Raw genomic sequence first — 17,318 nt, forward strand, 5'->3', positions numbered from 1 at the left:
ACTCCTGACGGAGATCGGCCTTCCGTTGGGGGTGGCGCCGCGCAAAGCGCGGCGCCACCCCCAAGTCTGCAAGCTGCGTCGGTATTAACCGATGCTTCGCGCAGACGCGGGAGCCTTTGGGTGACCTTTCAGAGCCCTAGTCCAGCCGCACAGTGGCGCGGGCCGACCGGCCGTCTCCATCCACCACCACCAGCGCAGAGAAGCCACGACCCGGATTGGGGATCTCAAACTCTCGCAGATGCTGACCCTGGATCACCGGCCGCCCGTTCGCCAGCACCAGAAACGGCGTGGCGCCGCCGCGCAGTTTCAGGGTCAGCGGGCCATCCTGCAGACTCAGACGGGCGCCATCTGGCGGAAACAGCAGTTGCGGTGCATCGCTGGGGCCGTCAAATGCAGCACCGCGCGGGCGGAACCGGCGCAGTGGTCGGGGCAGCTCGGCAGAACTGACAATCAAAGTTGCGGGCGGCGGCGGTGGCAGGGGCTCAAAGTCCGGCTTCAGACGTCCAAAGGCTTCGAACAACACTGGTGCTGCCAGACTGCCACCAAATACCCCCGGCACCGGGGTACCATCGGCGCGGCCCATCCAAACGCCAATCACGTGGCGGCCATCCCAGCCCAGCGCCCAGGCATCTCGGTGACCATAGGATGTGCCGGTTTTATAGGCCAGCACCCCGGCCCGCGCGCCCTGCGGCGGCGCCAGCCCGCGCAGGATGTCCATCAGCTGCCAGGCCGCCACATCTGACATCAACCGCCCCTGTTGCGCGCGGACCTCATCCAGCCGCAGGGACAGTGCCGGCCCCTGGCCGCCGGCTGCCAGCCCGGCATAGAGCTGCACCAGATCCTGCAGCGTAACACCAACCCCGCCCAGCGCAATGGCCAGCCCCGGCACCCCTCCGGGTAGTTTGGGGGCCACCCCGGCGCGGCGCAGCGCCGACATGATCCGCGGCGCTCCCAATTCGTTGGTCAGCTTGACCACAGGGATATTCAGCGACAGCTGCAGCGCCTCGCGCACTCGCAGATCGCCGCGAAATGCGCCATCAAAATTCTGCGGCGCATAGCCGTCGAAATTCACCGGCCCGTCATGGATCAGCGTTTCCGGGTGGACCAGCCCCTCATCAATGGCCAGCCCGTAAATCAGCGGCTTCAGCGTCGAGCCGGGGGATCGCAGCGCCTGTGTCATATCGACAAACCCCAACCGCCGGCTGTCGCGATAGCCGGGTGATCCAACCGAGGCGAGCACCTCTCCGGTCTGGTAATCCGCCACCACCATCGCCGCCGACAGCCGCTCACCCTGTTGCCGGGTCGCATCCCGCAAGAGCTGCTCCATGCGGGCCTGGACTGCCGCATCAATGGTCAGATCAAATCTCTGGGTTTCAGGGTCAGCGGCCCGCATCCGGTCGCCGAGATGGGGGGCCAACTGGGCAAAAGGCAGCATCTTGCGCGGCATGGCCTCACCCTGTGCCATCTGCATCTCGTCGGCATCAATCATCCCTTGGCGCGCCATGCGGGACAACACCCGGTCGCGGGCGGCGCGTGCCAGGTCAGGCGCCCGGTCCGGGCGGCGGCGCTCGGGGGATTGCGGCAGCGCCACCAGCAGCGCCGATTGTGAGGCCGTCAGCCGCTTCGGTTCTTTGCCAAACCACGCGAGGGTGGCGGCGCGGATACCTTCTAGATTGCCGCCATAGGGCGCATGGGTCAGATAGAGTGTTAGGATCTGTTGCTTGCTAAGCCGCCGCTCCAATGCCAGCGCCAGCCGGACCTGACGCAGCTTGCCCGCCCAGCGGCCGGTGCTGCCGTCTTCCAGCAGCCGGGCTACCTGCATGGTCAGGGTTGATCCGCCCGACACTGCGCGAAAGTTCCACAGCGCCTGTGCAGCCGCGCGCAGCATGGCGGTTGGGTCAACGCCGGCATGGGTCCAGAACCGCTTGTCCTCGTAGCGCACCAGCATCGACAAATAGTCCGGGTCAACCTGATCGGGATGCACCGCCAGCCGCCAGATACCCGAGCCAACCGGGTAGGCGCGCAGCAAAGCCCCATTGCGGTCGCGGACCTCGGTTGAGGTTTCCGCCAGGGTGACCGGCAATTCGGTGCGCTGCACCCAAGCGTTGAACGCGCGGTTCCCCGCGACCAGAAGCACAGCAACTGTGATGGCAAAAATCGCGACCCACCACGTCCACTTTTTGCCCCTTTGATGGTCCGGGTCGCGACCCTTGGTGATTTGCGTCCCGGATGTCACCGGACCGTAACGCGACCCGTTGCGGTGCGGGCGCGGTAGGCTGGGCGATACATGTCTTCGACCGAGGCCGCCGGGTGGTGGAAACTGCCCGGTGTCACCGCGCGGGCGATATAGCCCAGTGTCACGGTACCAGTGCCGTGCAGATTGACCGCTGCCAGGAACCGATCTGAGCGGAACTCGCTATGCTCCGCCTCAGCCAGATCCAGCCAGTCCAGCTCGCGCAGATCGCCCGAGCGCAGCAGATTGGGATTGTCGATCTCAATCCCTGCCGGCAGCGGGTCATTGACCATCAACCGGGCGCCCAGATTTTCATGCGGAGAGATCTGCAGCACGGTGACAAACCTCTCACCCACAGCAAAGTCGCGGCGCTCAATCGGCGTTCCATCCAAGGCGTAATACTCTCGCTTGATGGTGAAGCCGGTGCCACCAGCCTCGGGCGCCACCTCGGGCACCCCCAGCGTGGTGAGGGTGATATCCGTGCTGCGCCCCGAGGCAACGGATATCTCGATCACCTGGCCTGCGGCATCCGCTTCGAGCACCTGCACAAAGGCACCTGGCACCGGCTGGCCATCCACCAACAGCCCCGAATCCTCGGGCGTGTCGATCATCGCCTGCGCAGCCATCAGCGTCCATGCGGCCTCTTGCGTGGAGCGATGCCCCTCGGTGCGGATAAGACGATTGCTCAGATAATCCTGGCTGATCGCAGTGCTGCCCGCCTCGACGGCCAGCGCCAGAACCGCAGCGGTGTCACGCAGGTGAGTGCCAAAATCAGCCCGCCACAACGAGGCCTCGGGTCTGGATCGGCCTATCATCGCCGCCGCCCGCGTGAACATCTTGTCAGCGCGGGTCTGATCGCCGTAAGACGCTAGGGCCGCGCCCAACTGGGCCGCCGCCAACGGCGAGTCAAAGGCATCGCCCTTAACGTCGGCATAATAGCGCAGATCGCCCATCGACGCGGCGCCTTCGCGGGCCAGCACCAGCAGCGCATAAGACAGTGCGCGGCCCCCATGATCAAAGTCAGCCGCGTAATTCACCCGGTTGCGCAGGTTGTCCATCGCTTGGCGAAAGGCCTGATCCGGCACCATATAGCCCTGCGCCCGCGCCCGGCTGAGGAAATCACTGGCATAGGCATCCAGCCAGAAATAGCCGCTCTCGGCCCGCCACAACCCAAAGGCGCCATTGCTGGCCTGTCGGGTCAGCACCTTGGCGATGGCGTCCTGCACCCGCATCTGTACCGCCGGTCCATTGCCCAGCCCCGAGGCCTGCGCCACCGAGGACAAATACAACAGCGGCATCGCCTTGGAGGTCACTTGTTCGGTGCAGCCATAGGGGTATTGGTCCAGCGAGCTGAGCAGACCGGGCACGTCGAATTTGGCCAGTGGTCCCGCCGACAGCACGGCGCGGCCAGTTCCGGCGCGCAGATTGGCAAAGACATCGGCGCTAAAGCGGAAACTGTCCCCCGACCCCAGCGAGAAGCGCCGGGTTTGCGACACCACCGGATCATTGGCCCGCACCGGCAGCCGCAACAGCTGCACCAGCTCTTGGCCGCTGGGGGTGGTCAGGGTCAGCTCAATTTCCGGATCGCCCACTTGCAACGCAGCAACCGCCAGCTCCAGCGTCGCCTTGCCCTGATGGCTCAGCGTCACCGAGGCTGGCAGGTCCCCCAACTGTAGACCCGTCCCCAGCACCCGCGCTGTCAGCGCCATCTCGCCGCTTGGGCCGTCTGCATGGACGATCTCCAACAGCACCCGGCTGCTGTCGCCGGGCGCCAGGAACCGCGGCGCCGAGGCAGTGACAACCACCGGATCACGCACCAGCATGTCCTGCTCGGCCTGCCCCACGGCACGCCCGGACCAGGCCACAACCATCAGCCGCACGGTGCCGTTAAAGGCTGGCAATTCAATCGGGACGTCTACCGTACCGTCAGCGTCAACCTGCAACGGCCCCGAGAACACCGACATCAGATCCTGGGTCGGTGGTGGCGATTGCATCCGCATGCCGGTGTCGGCGTCGCCGCCGGATCGCACCTGCCCGAGGGCTCCGTTCTGGCCGTCAATCAGGCGGCCATAGATATCGCGCAATTCCATGCCCAGACGGCGCTGGCCGTAATAATGCGCCGATGGGTCCGGGCTTTTGAAACCGGTAAGGTTAAGGATACCAAGATCCACCGCCGCCACACTCAGCCAGACCTCACCGCCGGCACTGGCACCGTCAACGCGGATTGTTGCGATCTCCCGGCCCCGAGGGCGCGCCACTTCGGGTACCTCCACGGTGACGGTCAGCTGCTGGCCGGGTTGTTCAATACTGACATGCGCCAACCCAAGTGCGCGCGCCGGGGTCTGGTCAGTGGCACCGTCCATTGGCTTGATCACCATGGCGCTGACATAGGCACCACTGCCCCAGTCTTCGGTCACGGTCAAAGGAATGACCGAGGCGCCGGCAGGGACCTCGACCGCGTGGCGTTCAATCAGCTCATTTGACAGAACTGAGATCAGCGCGGTTCCCGCAGCGCGCGGCACGATGCGCAGATTGGCGGTATCACCGGGCTGATAGGTCTCGCGGTCCAGTGACAGCTCCAGCCGGTCCGGTGTCGAGGCGGCATCCGCCGGGGCGTACCAACCGGCGTAGAAATCCAACGCCGCCGAGACATGCCCGTCGCCATCCAGCCGCTCGATCACCAATTCATAACGACCCCAGTCTACCGGTTGCGACAGCACCAGCGGCTCGCCTGACAGCGAGGCCTCACCCGTCGCGATGCGGGTGCGGCGGGTGGTCGGTTCCCAGTTCCAGTCGCCGTATAGCTGATACCACTGATAATGGGTGCGCACCCGGTTCAGGGTCCATTTCACCTGCATCGGCATCGCCTGCAGATCAGGATTCAGAGCGATCACGCTGAACACCGCCTCGCTGCCCTCGCCTACAACATCCTCGAACATCGGTTTGATGCCGATGACCGGCGCATCCGGGCGCACCGCAACCGTCAGCCGTCGCTCGACCGGGCGGGCCGATCCATCTGCCAGACGGGTGGTGACGGTGGCGGTCATCGGCTTGCCGGTGGCGGCGCCAGTGGGGATGTCGATCCACATCGTGGCCAACCCTTGGGCATCGGTTGTATCGTTGCCGAAATAGCTGCGTTGGGTGGTGCTTTGCCCGTCGTAGCGGCCAAACTGATAGCCAGCCCAGCCATCGACAGTGGCAGCGGCGCGCAGACTGACATCGCCCTCGATCGTCAATCCGGCCCCCGGTGCGCCAAACAGGTAACGCGCCTCGATGGTCAGCGGTGCATTGTCACCGGGACGCAGGCCGCCGGTGGGTAGTTCTTGGGTATAGTCGATCCGTTCGGGCAGAAAATCCTCGACCAGTATCTGGCGGCTGGCAAGCGCCGGCGCCTTGGGGTCGCTTTTGATGTCCAGACGCCACGACCCACGCGGCGCCGACAGTCCAACCGGCAGAGCAAAGACATGACCGCCCAATTGGCCACCGTCCGAGATATGGCGACTGTATTCCACCCCGTCCGGGCGCGACAGGATGGCAATCAACGGCAGGCCCTCGATCGCCTGCGCCTTGCTGTCCCGCGTCAGGGCGGTCACGTTGATAACCTCGCCAGCACGGTAAGCGCCGCGATCCGTGGCCAGGAAGACATCCACCGGCCCCGGCGACGGGCGCCCCTCGACACCGCGGTCCGAGAGGTCAAACCCCGGGTCCGTCAGCGACAGAAATCCAAAATCCGTCTCGCCGCTCTGGGCCAGAATCATGGCCGGAGCAGAAGCCCCGCGACCGCGTGACAATCCCGGCGCAAACTTTGCATAACCGCTATCATCCGTCATCGCCGTGCCCAGCACCGCATTGGCGCGTGACACCAGAGTGATCTCGACCCCGGATTTGGCGCTGGCATCAGACAACCCGTTGATCTGCACATGCAGCCCATCGGCGCCTGACATCGAACTGATCCCCAGATCCGACAGCACGAACCACTGCGTCGCCGCCGGATTGTCATAGGGATCTGCCCCCGGAATACGGGCGCTCAGGGCGTAGATACCGACCGGCTGACCGGCAATTGCCTCGGCCAGCGGCAGCCGGGTGGTCATGTCACGGTTCAGATCGCCTTGCACATCGGCGGACCCGGTCCAGACCTCCTGGGCGATTTCCTCCGAGAAATACTCGTCCTGCCATTGCGACAGCGGACGGCCAAACAGGCCCTCTCGCAGCGCCCGCAGCAGGTTGCGGTCACTGACCCGCCGCAGTTGCAACTCAACTTTGGTCAGGTTGACGGTTTCAATCGGCAGCGCCGCCAGATCGGACTTGGGCAGCACATAAGAGCGACCGGGAAACCGCACCGAGGCGGACCGGTCCCGAACATAATGGGTCAGCTCGATATCGCGGTACAGCGCCTCGCCATTGGCGGCTGGCAATCCACGGCGCAGGGTCACGCGATAGCGCTGTCCATGTTCGGCGCCGTCGATACACAGCTGGCGCCCGCTGGGCTCTGCCACCATGCGGCTGTCCGGCAGTTTCAGGTAATCGCCATAATCCACCCCGGATTTGACCAATTCCTCAGAGAACTCGATACAAATCCGCGGCGCGGCACTGTCGCTTTCGATGGTGCTGTCGTTGACCCGAAAGCCGTATTTGCCAATCGCATTGTCCAGCATTTCGGCGGTGGTTCGGCGGGGCTGTATGTCCTCGGCAAGGCGCAGGACCGGCAACATGTCACGACCACGGCCCAGCGCTTCCAGCGCTTTGGCGGCCAGAACCAACGCAGTGGTTCGACTGCCGCGATGCTCACTGCGCAAATAGCTGTTCACCGCTGCGGACAGGGCGCGCTCTTGGTACTTACGTTTCTGCGCGCTGTTCCCTTGGGTGATGCGCAGTAAATAATCGGCGTAATCGGCCCAAAGGTCCGGCTGATCACTCAGCGAAACTGCCGCCCCCATCCAGCGCATTGCTGCGGTTTTATTGCCCTCCTGGGCCCGCGCATGGGCGACTTCGATCAGCTGATCCAGCTCATAGCTGCCCGCCGGATGACGCAACCCGGTTTCGCGGGCGAGATCGCTGGCACGTGTCAAATCAACCGGTGTCAGAAACGACAACTCAGAGCTGCGGGTCTCTCCTATGGCGCGAATCGAGGCTGGTGTTTGGATCTTTTGGGCCGAAAAGGCCCCCACGTAAGGGCTTGATTTCCCGATCACACTCTTTGGAAAGCACGAGTTCGACCGGGAATTGAAGGAAAATCCCACACAATTGTCCTGACTTGCGCACACCCGGACACAGCTTTGCAGGTCGGTATCAAAAATTGATTGTAAATCAGAGCCATAGAAGTCGACATCTTTGGTGGCGACAAAACGGAAGGGCGGTACCAAGGAGTCTGCCCAAACCGCTGAATTGACCGACAAACTCATGAAAATAAAAAATAAAAATCTAACGCACACAGCAATCATGGCACCCTCCAAATTTATATCAGGCTGTCACGCGATTAACCACATGGCAAGGCCGACGACGTAGCTAAGCATAAATACCATTTCACGTTCTGAATTGATCTTGGGTGCTGACCCACCTGTATCGTCGCCGCTGGAGCCCATAGGGATGCCCAAATCTGACAGACTAGCTCTCGAGCGGCGCGCCCGTTTGGCCGCTGAACGCCTGCTTGAGCTCAAGCAGGCGGAACTTTCAGCTGCCAATCGCAAATTGGGCCGTCATGCCTTGGCGCTGACCAAACAGATTGGCGCAACACAGGCCGAGGTGGCAACCTTCAGGGACGAAGTTGCAACTGTTCGGGGCGAGAATGAAAAGGTCAAATCCGACCTGCATGTGGCCAACGAAAAGATCGAGGTGGCCGAACGCCGCTTGTGGCATTCGATCCAGACCATCCAGGATGGCTTTGCCTTCTTTGGCGCCGACAGCAAACTGATCGGGGCAAACACCGCCTATCTCAATACATTCGAAGGCCTTGAAGAAGTCACGCCCGGCATTTCTTACATGCGCATTCTACAGATCCTGACGGACGAAGGTCTGGTCAACACCGGACAGCACAATCCCGATGAATGGCGCCAGATGATGACGGCGCGCTGGGTGTCACCGACCCCGGAACCTGTGGTTATTCGACTGTGGAACGACAGTTATCTCAAACTGATCGACCAACGTGGCCACGGTGGCGATGTCGTCAGCCTTGCGCTGGATATCACCTCATCGGTTCACTACGAGGAAGAACTGCGCACATCCCGAGAGCGGGCCGAGGCCGCCAACCGCGCCAAGTCTGCCTTTCTGGCCAATATGTCTCATGAAATCCGCACCCCGATGAATGGGGTGGTGGGCATGGCGGAACTGCTGAATGACACCGACCTGAGTGATGAACAGCGGCTATACGCCGACACCATCAAAAACTCGGGTGAGGCGCTGCTGGTGATCATCAACGACGTGCTCGACTACTCCAAGATCGAAGCCGACAAACTGGTGCTGCACAGCGAAGATTTTGACATGGAACGCTGCATCCATGAGGTTGTGATGCTGTTGCAGCCTACCGCCCGCGACAAAGGGGTGGCGATGCTGGTGGATTATGACCTGTTCCTGCCAACGCGATTTATCGGCGATCCCGGCCGTATTCGGCAGGTCCTGACCAATCTGGTCGGCAATGCCGTAAAATTCACCAAGGCAGGCCATGTGGCGCTGCGTGTCACCGGCGTGCCGGGTGAAGATGGCGCCAATTGTGCCATCCATGTCGCCATCGAAGATACCGGCATTGGAATTCCAGAGGACAAGATCCAGCATATTTTTGGCGAGTTCAATCAAGTCGAAGACGAGCGGAACCGCCAGTTTGAGGGCACCGGTCTGGGGCTGGCGATCTCCAAGCGTCTGATCGAATTGATGGGCGGGTCAGTCTGGGTCGACAGCGAGCAAGGAAAAGGATCATGCTTTGGGTTCCGGGTGCCACTGCCAATGGCCGAAGGGGATCAGCCCTACACCGCGGAACTGCCCACCAACCTGCGACATGTGCTGATTGTCGATGACCTGCCGATGAACTGTTCTATCCTGCAGAAACAGATGCAAATGCTGGGCGCAGAGGTGACAACCGCAGCCTCGGGCAGCGAGGCTTTGCAGCTGATGGACGACACCATCGATCTGGTGATCAGCGATCACCACATGCCGGTTATGGATGGGGTGCAACTGGCCACCGCGCTGCGCCAAGGCGGCTGGCGGGAGGTGCCGTTCCTGCTGCTCAGCTCAAACTCGAACTTTGCGCGCGACACCACCACCCAAAACCTGATTCAAGGGGTTCTGCAGAAACCGGTGCTTCGGAATGACCTGTTCTCCAAACTGGCGGCAATGGGCACGGTGGTTCCCGACAATAAGCCATTGGCCACTCCAGAGGTTGCGACCCCGGACACGCCCCCCCCCTCAACAGCGGAATCAGCGGCCAGCGAGACCACTGAGCCAGCCCCCCAGGATCCGAGCCCAGACAGCAGCGCACCGCGTCTGATGCGCATTCTGGCCGCCGAGGACAACAAGACCAATCAACTGGTGTTCCGCAAGATGGTCAAAGACCTGAACATCGACATCCGCTTTGCCAACAACGGGATTGAGGCCGTGGAGGCCTATAACGACTTTTCTCCTGACCTGATTTTCATGGATATTTCCATGCCAAAAATGGACGGCAAGCAGGCCACCAGTGAGATCCGCAATATCGAGGGAAATTCCGGTCGCCATGTCCCGATCGTCGCCTTGACCGCCCATGCGATGAATGGGGATTCCGAAGGAATCTTAGCTGCAGGTCTGGACTACTATCTGACCAAACCGCTCCGCAAGGCAGTCATTCACCAGCAGATCGAACGCCATGTCCCCGACGAAACCCAACCGATCCAGCCCTAGTCAGGGCCCATCGTTACGGGCTGGCATAGGGTCGCAGAAAGACGGGTGCCTCTGCCGTCGACATCTCAGCCTGATAGGCATATCCGCCGATATCAAAATCCTGCAGCGCCTCGGGATCACGCAGGCGGTTCTGAATGATGAAACGCGCCATGGCACCCCGGGCACGCTTGGCAAAGAAACTCACCACCTTGGGGGCACCAGCTTTGTCTTCCATGAACACCGGTGTGATCACTTTCAGCGTCAGCGCCTTGGGGGCGACGGCACCAAAATACTCTTTGCTGGCACAGTTCACCAAGACTTGCGCCGCCGTCACCTGCGCTTGGGCATTCAGCGACAGGCTCAGCTGATCGCGCCAATATTCATACAGGTTCTTGCCGCGACGCGTCTTCAACCGACTGCCCATTTCCAACCGGTAAGGCTGGATCGCGTCCAGTGGCCGCAAAACCCCGTAGAGCCCGGACAGGATGCGCAAATGATCCTGCGCCCAGGCCATTTCGTCACCGTCCAGCGTCGCCGCCTCAAGCCCGAGATAGGTATCCCCGGCAAAGGCCAGCGCCGCAGGCCGGGTGATGTCAGCGGCAGGGTCATCAGCAAAATCGCGGAACCGGTCCCGGTTAAGCCGGGCCAGATCGTCGCTCAGGCTCATCAGCTTTTTCAACTCACCCAGCGTCAGATTTCGCGCGGTTCGAACCAGCCGAGACACATCCGCCTGAAACTCCGGCTGCGTCACTGCAACGGCGCGGTCTGCCCAATCCAGCCGCTTGGCCGGCGAGATAACAACAAGCATCCCGGTCTCCCTGTTCAAATTCGACATGCTTTAACCCTCAGTCCGTAGAATATTCAGAAATGCGGCGGCAAATCGTTCCGCCCGTTTGTCACCAAGCAAACGCACAAGTCCCGCTTCATCGCTTGACCGCATCTGAGCCACCTTTGCCAACAGGCTGGCAGAGCAACTGAGTGGTTTTTCGGTGCCACCCTCGCCGCGAGACAACTGGCTTTGCGCCTCTAACAGCGCATCATACACAGTGCCCGCCGACCGCCCGGCCAGTTTGCGCCGAACTGGGTGAACCTCCTCGGCGGCGCCATTGATGACCGCCAGAAACAGATCGCCATAGCGCTCCAGTTTCTTCGCCCCCACACCACCGATATGCGCCATCGCATCCAGATCGCAGGGACGGGTTTCCGCCATTTCGATCAGGGTCCGGTCGGGGAAAATCACATAAGCCGGCACTGACTGTGCCTCAGCCAGCGCCCGCCGCTTGGCCTTCAGTGCCGACAACAGCGGCGCGTCTTCCTCGGAGACCAGAGCTTTCACTGCAGGGCGGCGGCTGGCTGTTTTGATCGAATCCTTGCGCAGAGAGATCTGGGCCTCTCCCTTCAGCACCGGCAGCGCCGCCGCGGTCATCTGCAACGCACCGTGGCGTTCGGGGTTGGGGCGCACCAGGTCATGCCCCATCATCTGCCGAAACACCGCCTGCCATTGACGTTTGCCATATTCGCGACCGCAGCCATAGACCGACAATTGATCATGTCGGCGCGCCCGGATTTTATCACTCTCAGTGCCGGTCAGAATATCGATCAAATGGCCCGCACCAAACCACTCTTCGGTGCGCAAAATAGCCGAGAGCGCCTTGCGCACTGCGGTGGTGCCGTCAAACACCTCGGCCGGGGTGTCGCAGAGGTCGCAGTGCCCACAGGGTTCAGTTACCTCGCCAAAATAGCCCAGCAGGTTTTGGCGGCGACAGTGCAGCGCCTCGGCCAGCCCCAACAGCGAATTCAACCGCCCATGATCGGCGGCGCGGCGCTCAGGCGGCGCCAGCCCCTCGTCGATCTGGCTGCGACGCAGGCGAATATCATCCGGGCCAAACAAGGTCATGGTCTCGGCCGGGGCGCCATCGCGCCCGGCCCGGCCGATTTCCTGATAATAGGACTCGATGCTTTTGGGCAGATCCGCATGGGCAACCCAGCGAATGTCAGGCTTGTCGATGCCCATGCCAAAGGCCACCGTGGCCACCACAATTAACCCGTCCTCGCGGGCAAAGCGGGTCTCGACGATGCGCCGGTCCTCGGCCTGCATGCCGCCGTGGTAGTGGCAGGCCACATGGCCCTCATCGCGCAACGCCTTTGCCAGCGCTTCGGTCTTGGCGCGGGTGCCGCAATAGACAATGCCCGATTGCCCCTTGCGGGCGGCGGCAAAGCCTAAGATCTGCCGCCGGGGACCGTCTTTGGTGGCAAATGCCAGATGGATATTCGGACGATCAAACCCGCGCAAAAAGGATCGCGGCGGTTGGCCGTCGAACAGTTTCTGAACAATCTCGTCGCGGGTTTCGGCATCCGCCGTGGCGGTAAAGGCGGCCAGCGGCACGTCCAACGCCTGCCGCAGCTCACCGATGCGCAAATAATCAGGCCGGAAATCATGGCCCCACTGGCTGACGCAATGGGCCTCATCCACCGCAATCATGCTGACCCCGATACGCCGCAACATACCCATCGCCGCGCCTGAGGCCAGCCGTTCAGGTGCCATATACAGCAGTTTCAACCGCCCGGCCTCCAGGGCCTCCCATACAGCGTCGGTCTCTTCCTGGGTATTGCCGGAGGTCAACGCCCCGGCGGCGACACCGGATTCTTGCAAGCCCCGCACCTGATCGCGCATCAGCGCAATCAGCGGCGATATCACCACCGTAACCCCTTCGCGGATCAGCGCCGGCAGTTGGAAACACAGGGATTTGCCGCCGCCTGTTGGCATGATGGCCAATACGTTTTCACCCGCGGTCACGGCATCAACGATCTCTTCCTGACCGGGGCGGAAGGCGTCAAAGCCAAAGACATCGCGTAAGAGTGGGGAAGCGCCTGGCAGGGCTGTCATCGGCGGAAAGCCTCGCGTGGGGGAGTTGCTGCTCGTTTGATCGTTACAATCTCACATGCAGAATCGCACAGCAAGGGCCAGATGGCCCCTACTTCTTCTTGTCCTTAAATACCTAACGCAGAACGCCAGTCAAAAGCGGCCAGTCAGTAGAAGGCAGAGATATTATTGGCCAAAATAATGCGCAGCGCATAGACCCCGATCAACACCACCAGCGGCGCCAGATCAATGCCCTGCATATTGGGCAAAATGCGGCGAATCGGGCCATACATCGGCTCGACGATACGGTTCAGGAAATACCAGATCTGGCCAACCAGTTGCTGATGCAGGTTGAGCACCTGAAAATTGATCAGCCAGCTCATGATCACATGAGCAATAATAAAGAACCAGACGATGTCGAGGACAAGCATCAGGATTTGGAACAACGACAACATCTTATTTCCTTCTTTGGATCCGACCCAGAGGTAAGCAGCAACACCGCAAAGCGCAAGCCTTCCGCGAAGTTGTGGTTGACGTTGCTGCCAAAGAGGGCATGACAGGCGCAGATTACAAAGGCCTTACCCATGTTCCCGATTGTCCGCCTGATCAAGGATATGCTCCTTGCCCGCCGCATGCCGCCGTTGCAGCTAACCGAGACCCATGTGTCGCATCACATCTGCTGGCCCTGGGATCTGGATATCTGGCTGGAGCTGAACAACGGCCGCGCCATGACGCTCTATGATCTGGGCCGCACAATGAACGCACAACGGGTTGGTCTGATTGCGGCCATCAGCAAACACCGTTGGGGCATGACCATGGCGGGCAGCACTGTTCGTTTTCGCCGTCGCATTCGCGGCTTTGAACGGTTTGAGATGCGCAGTCGGGCGGTCACCTGGGACGACAAGTTCATCTATCTTGAACAGTCGATGTGGAAAAAGAATGGCGAATGCGCCAGCCACGTGATGTTCCGCTCTGCGGTGACCGGCAAAACCGGTATTATCCCCCCAGCGCAGGTTCTGGCGGAAATGGGTCACGCCAATGCAGTGCCGCCGCCAATGCCCGATTGGATCAAAGCCTGGTGTCAGGCCGATGCCACCCGCCCCTGGCCACCGATGCAGGATGGGCTTGCCTAACTGCAATCACCGCTGTCATACCTGCGTAAAAAGGTATTTCAGGGATAGCTATGCAGGAAATTTCAACGCGCAAGCGCATTTGGGGCTGGTATTTCTTTGACTGGGCCAGCCAACCCTACCACACCCTACTGGTCACTTTTATCTTTGGACCGTTCTTTGCCGCCGTGGCCGCCGACTTCTTTATGGGTCAGGGGCTGGCAGACGAGGCCGCCAAGGCGCAGGCGCAGACCATCTGGTCGCTGTGTCTGACGGTGACCGGGTTGATCATTGGCTTTGGCGGGCCATTGCTGGGGGCCTTGGCCGATATCTCAGGGCGGCGCATGCCCTGGATCATTGTCTTTTCCGTGATGTATGTGATCGGCGCGGCTGGGCTGTGGTTCATGGACCCAGAGGGGTCAAACCTGTGGTGGATGCTGATCAGTTTTGGCATTGGGTTTATCGGAGCTGAATTTGCGCTGATCTTTATCAATTCACAGCTGCCATCGCTGTGCAACAAGGATGACGTCGGCAAGATCTCGGGCTCGGGTTTTGCCTTTGGCTATCTGGGCGGCGTGGTGGCGCTGTTCATTCTGCTGTTGTTGTTTGTGGAACAAAGCAACGGCAAGACCCTGATCGGGCTGGACCCGGCATTTGGCCTGGATGCAGCCAGCCGCGAAGGCACCCGCGCTGTTGGTCCCATCACCGCCCTGTGGTTCGCGGTCTTCATGATCCCCTATTTCCTCTGGGTGCGGGACGGCAAAAGCACCGGCCAACCTGGCAGTTTTGGCGGCGCATTTCGACTGGTGGTGCAATCCCTGAAAAACCTGCGCAACCGGCTAAGCCTGGCCAGCTATCTCGGCTCGTCCATGCTGTACCGCGATGCGTTGAACGGGCTTTACGGGTTTGGTGGCGTCTATGCGCGTCTGGTGCTGGGCTGGGAGATCACCTCGATCGGGATCTTTGGCATTGTCGCGGCAATATCGTCAGCGCTGTTTTGCTGGTTCGGAGGCCACGCCGACCGCCGATTTGGCCCCAAACCGGTGATCATCGTCTCTATCTTGGTGCTGACACTGGTCTGCACCATCATTGTTGGCATGTCCCGCGATCAATTGTTCGGCGTGCCTCTGGCCCAGAGCTCAACCCTACCGGACATGATTTTCTTCTGCTGCGGCGTGTTGATCGGCGGCTTCGGCGGAATCCTGCAGGCCACCAGCCGCAGCCTGATGGTGCGCCATACCAACCCTGAACGCCCGACTGAGAGCTTTGGCCTGTACGGATTGTCGGGCCGCGCCACCGCGTTTCTGGCTCCGGCCCTCATAGGGGTTGCCACAAGTGTCACCGGCAGCGCACGCTTGGGCATATCGCCAGTGGTCGTCCTGTTTATTGTCGGGCTGATTCTGCTGATATGGGTCCGCGCCGAGGGAGACCAGGATTGAAACAGCTACTTGCCAGTTTGTTCGTAGTTTTTTACCTTACCAGTATGGCAAGCGGTGAGACCGCGGCCAAGCAGCTGTTCGGGGCAAAACCCAACGGTTCACAACAACAGCCCGCACCCATTGGCTCTTATGCCAAGGGCTGTGTGGCAGGTGCTGTGCAACTGCCCGAGACCGGCGCCACATGGCAGGCGATGCGGCTGTCGCGCAATCGCAACTGGGGCCACCCCGAGACTATTGATTTCATTGAAAAGCTCAGCCGGTTCGCGGCCAGACAACGGGGCTGGGACGGGCTGTATATCGGTGACATCAGCCAGCCTCGTGGTGGGCCGATGCTCTCGGGTCACCGCAGTCACCAGATCGGCCTTGATGTCGATATCTGGATGCTGCCACCGGACCAGCTTGACCTGAACAGCCGCCAGCGCGAAGACCTGTCGTCCATTTCAATGCGCCGGGCCAACGGTGCCTTCGTCAACAACAGCTGGACGCCACAGCATCACGCCCTGTTGCGCGCCGCAGCCAAAGATAAACGGGTCGCCAGGATTTTTGTATTCCCCGGCGCCAAGGTCCAGATGTGCAAGGATGAGACCGGTGACCGTCGCTGGTTGCGCAAAATTCGCCCCTGGTGGGGACACCACTATCATTTTCACGTGCGCCTGAAATGCCCCAAGGGCGCCCGAGGCTGCACCAATCAGGCAGCGCCGCCCAAGGGCGACGGATGTGGGGCTGCCCAGACATGGGTTGATGACATCCTGAACCCGCCGCCGCCAAAACCGGTTGACCCCAACGCGCCAAAACCTAAACCTCGTCGCGATTACACTTTGTCGGATCTGCCAAAACAATGCGCCTCGGTACTGCAGTCAAACTAACGCTAAGCCTGATAGTTGCCGCAAGCCTCGGGATTGCGGCCCAGGCTGCCAACCGCAATGATGCGGCCAACAGGGCGACATATCTGGGCAGCTACACCTGGCGCATCAGCGCAGACTGGTTCGGCGGTCTCTCGGCGCTGTCGCTCAGCGCCGATGGCAGTTCGATGACCATTCTCAGCGATCGCGCCACCCTCGCCACGGCGCAAATCAACCGTGACAAGGGCCAGATATCAGGTATCGAAATTCAATCAGTGCATCAACTGCGTGCGTCATCCGGCGGCGCTCTGAGAGGTCGGACCCGCGACAGTGAAGGGCTGGCCATTGCCCCGAGTGGAACCATCTATATCTCTTTCGAGGGCATCTCGCGGGTGGTGCGCCATCACAAGGCAAGCAGTCGCGGCGAGGTGTTACCACGGCCCAAAGAATTCCGATCCCTGCCCATTAACAAGGCGCTAGAGGCGCTGGCCAGTGATGCGCGCGGGCATCTCTACACCCTGCCGGAACACGCTCTGAACAGCGATGGCCAAATTCCGGTCTGGCACTGGGACGGGCGCAGCTGGTCGACGCCGTTCACCCTGCCACCCAGGGGAGATTTCTTTCCGGTCAGCGCCGATATTGGCCCCGACGGTCGCTTTTACCTCCTGGAACGCGATTATGGGTTGTTTGGCTTTCGCAGCCGTCTGCGGCGCTGGGATTTCACCAAAAATGGCCCTGTCAACGAGCAGATTCTGCTGCAAACCTCCCCTGGCAGCCATGACAATCTCGAAGGGCTGTCGGTCTGGCGCGACCCCACCGGGCGTCTGCGTGCCACGATGATCTCCGACGACAACTTCTTGATATTGCAGCGCACCGAATTGGTGGAATACGCACTCCCCGACTAGCCCGGATCACCGCAGGCTTGGGCCCGGCGATTGGGCACCCAAGCACCGTCCCAGAGCACAACACTTGCCAAATCAAGACGTC

Annotated in this window: 10 protein-coding genes; 5 read left to right on the plus strand and 5 right to left on the minus strand. The window is 61.2% G+C overall.

The window, feature by feature from the left end; genetic code table 11:
- Positions 1-136: 136 nt before the first annotated feature.
- Positions 137-2,137 carry a penicillin-binding protein 1C gene (gene pbpC, locus QPJ95_RS06975; protein WP_270917613.1) on the minus strand — a complete coding sequence of 667 codons (2,001 nt, stop codon included), beginning with the start codon at positions 2,135-2,137 and terminating at the stop codon, positions 137-139.
- 95 nt (positions 2,138-2,232) lie between these two features.
- Positions 2,233-7,674 (minus strand): alpha-2-macroglobulin family protein, encoded by a 5,442-nt coding sequence (locus tag QPJ95_RS06980; RefSeq protein WP_449301433.1) that lies wholly within the window; start codon positions 7,672-7,674, stop codon positions 2,233-2,235.
- Positions 7,675-7,819: 145 nt separating this feature from the next.
- On the opposite strand from QPJ95_RS06980, the gene QPJ95_RS06985 reads away from it, so the two are divergent.
- Positions 7,820-10,099 carry a response regulator gene (locus QPJ95_RS06985; RefSeq protein WP_270917612.1) on the plus strand — a complete coding sequence of 760 codons (2,280 nt, stop codon included), beginning with the start codon at positions 7,820-7,822 and terminating at the stop codon, positions 10,097-10,099.
- 13 nt (positions 10,100-10,112) lie between these two features.
- Here the strand turns inward: QPJ95_RS06985 and yaaA are convergent, their stop codons facing one another.
- The 3 genes from yaaA to QPJ95_RS07000 all read right to left on the minus strand — a co-directional run bounded on the left by yaaA (position 10,113) and on the right by QPJ95_RS07000 (position 13,396).
- On the minus strand, positions 10,113-10,886 hold the full coding sequence (yaaA, locus tag QPJ95_RS06990; protein WP_270917611.1) for a peroxide stress protein YaaA: 774 nt from the start codon (positions 10,884-10,886) through the stop codon (positions 10,113-10,115).
- A gap of 30 nt (positions 10,887-10,916) precedes the next feature.
- Entirely contained in the window at positions 10,917-12,965 is a 2,049-nt protein-coding gene (recQ, locus tag QPJ95_RS06995; RefSeq protein ID WP_270917610.1) for a DNA helicase RecQ, read from the minus strand.
- A gap of 143 nt (positions 12,966-13,108) precedes the next feature.
- A complete protein-coding gene (locus QPJ95_RS07000) occupies positions 13,109-13,396 on the minus strand; it encodes a YggT family protein (RefSeq protein ID WP_270917609.1) in 288 nt (95 codons plus the stop codon).
- A gap of 129 nt (positions 13,397-13,525) precedes the next feature.
- Here QPJ95_RS07000 and QPJ95_RS07005 point away from each other — a divergent pair, with 129 nt between their 5' ends.
- The 4 genes from QPJ95_RS07005 to QPJ95_RS07020 are packed head-to-tail and all read left to right on the plus strand — an operon-like array spanning position 13,526 to position 17,236.
- Complete coding sequence (locus QPJ95_RS07005) at positions 13,526-14,074, plus strand: acyl-CoA thioesterase (protein ID WP_270917608.1); 549 nt, start codon at positions 13,526-13,528, stop codon at positions 14,072-14,074.
- Positions 14,075-14,124: 50 nt separating this feature from the next.
- Entirely contained in the window at positions 14,125-15,489 is a 1,365-nt protein-coding gene (locus QPJ95_RS07010; RefSeq protein WP_270917607.1) for an MFS transporter, read from the plus strand.
- 44 nt (positions 15,490-15,533) lie between these two features.
- Positions 15,534-16,355 carry a penicillin-insensitive murein endopeptidase gene (gene mepA, locus QPJ95_RS07015; RefSeq protein WP_270917821.1) on the plus strand — a complete coding sequence of 274 codons (822 nt, stop codon included), beginning with the start codon at positions 15,534-15,536 and terminating at the stop codon, positions 16,353-16,355.
- Complete coding sequence (locus tag QPJ95_RS07020) at positions 16,328-17,236, plus strand: esterase-like activity of phytase family protein (protein ID WP_270917606.1); 909 nt, start codon at positions 16,328-16,330, stop codon at positions 17,234-17,236. The genes mepA and QPJ95_RS07020 overlap by 28 nt, the downstream gene beginning before the upstream one ends.
- Positions 17,237-17,318: the final 82 nt, after the last annotated feature.

The organism is Parasedimentitalea psychrophila (genome assembly GCF_030285785.1).
Taxonomy (GTDB): Bacteria; Pseudomonadota; Alphaproteobacteria; order Rhodobacterales; family Rhodobacteraceae; genus Parasedimentitalea; species Parasedimentitalea psychrophila.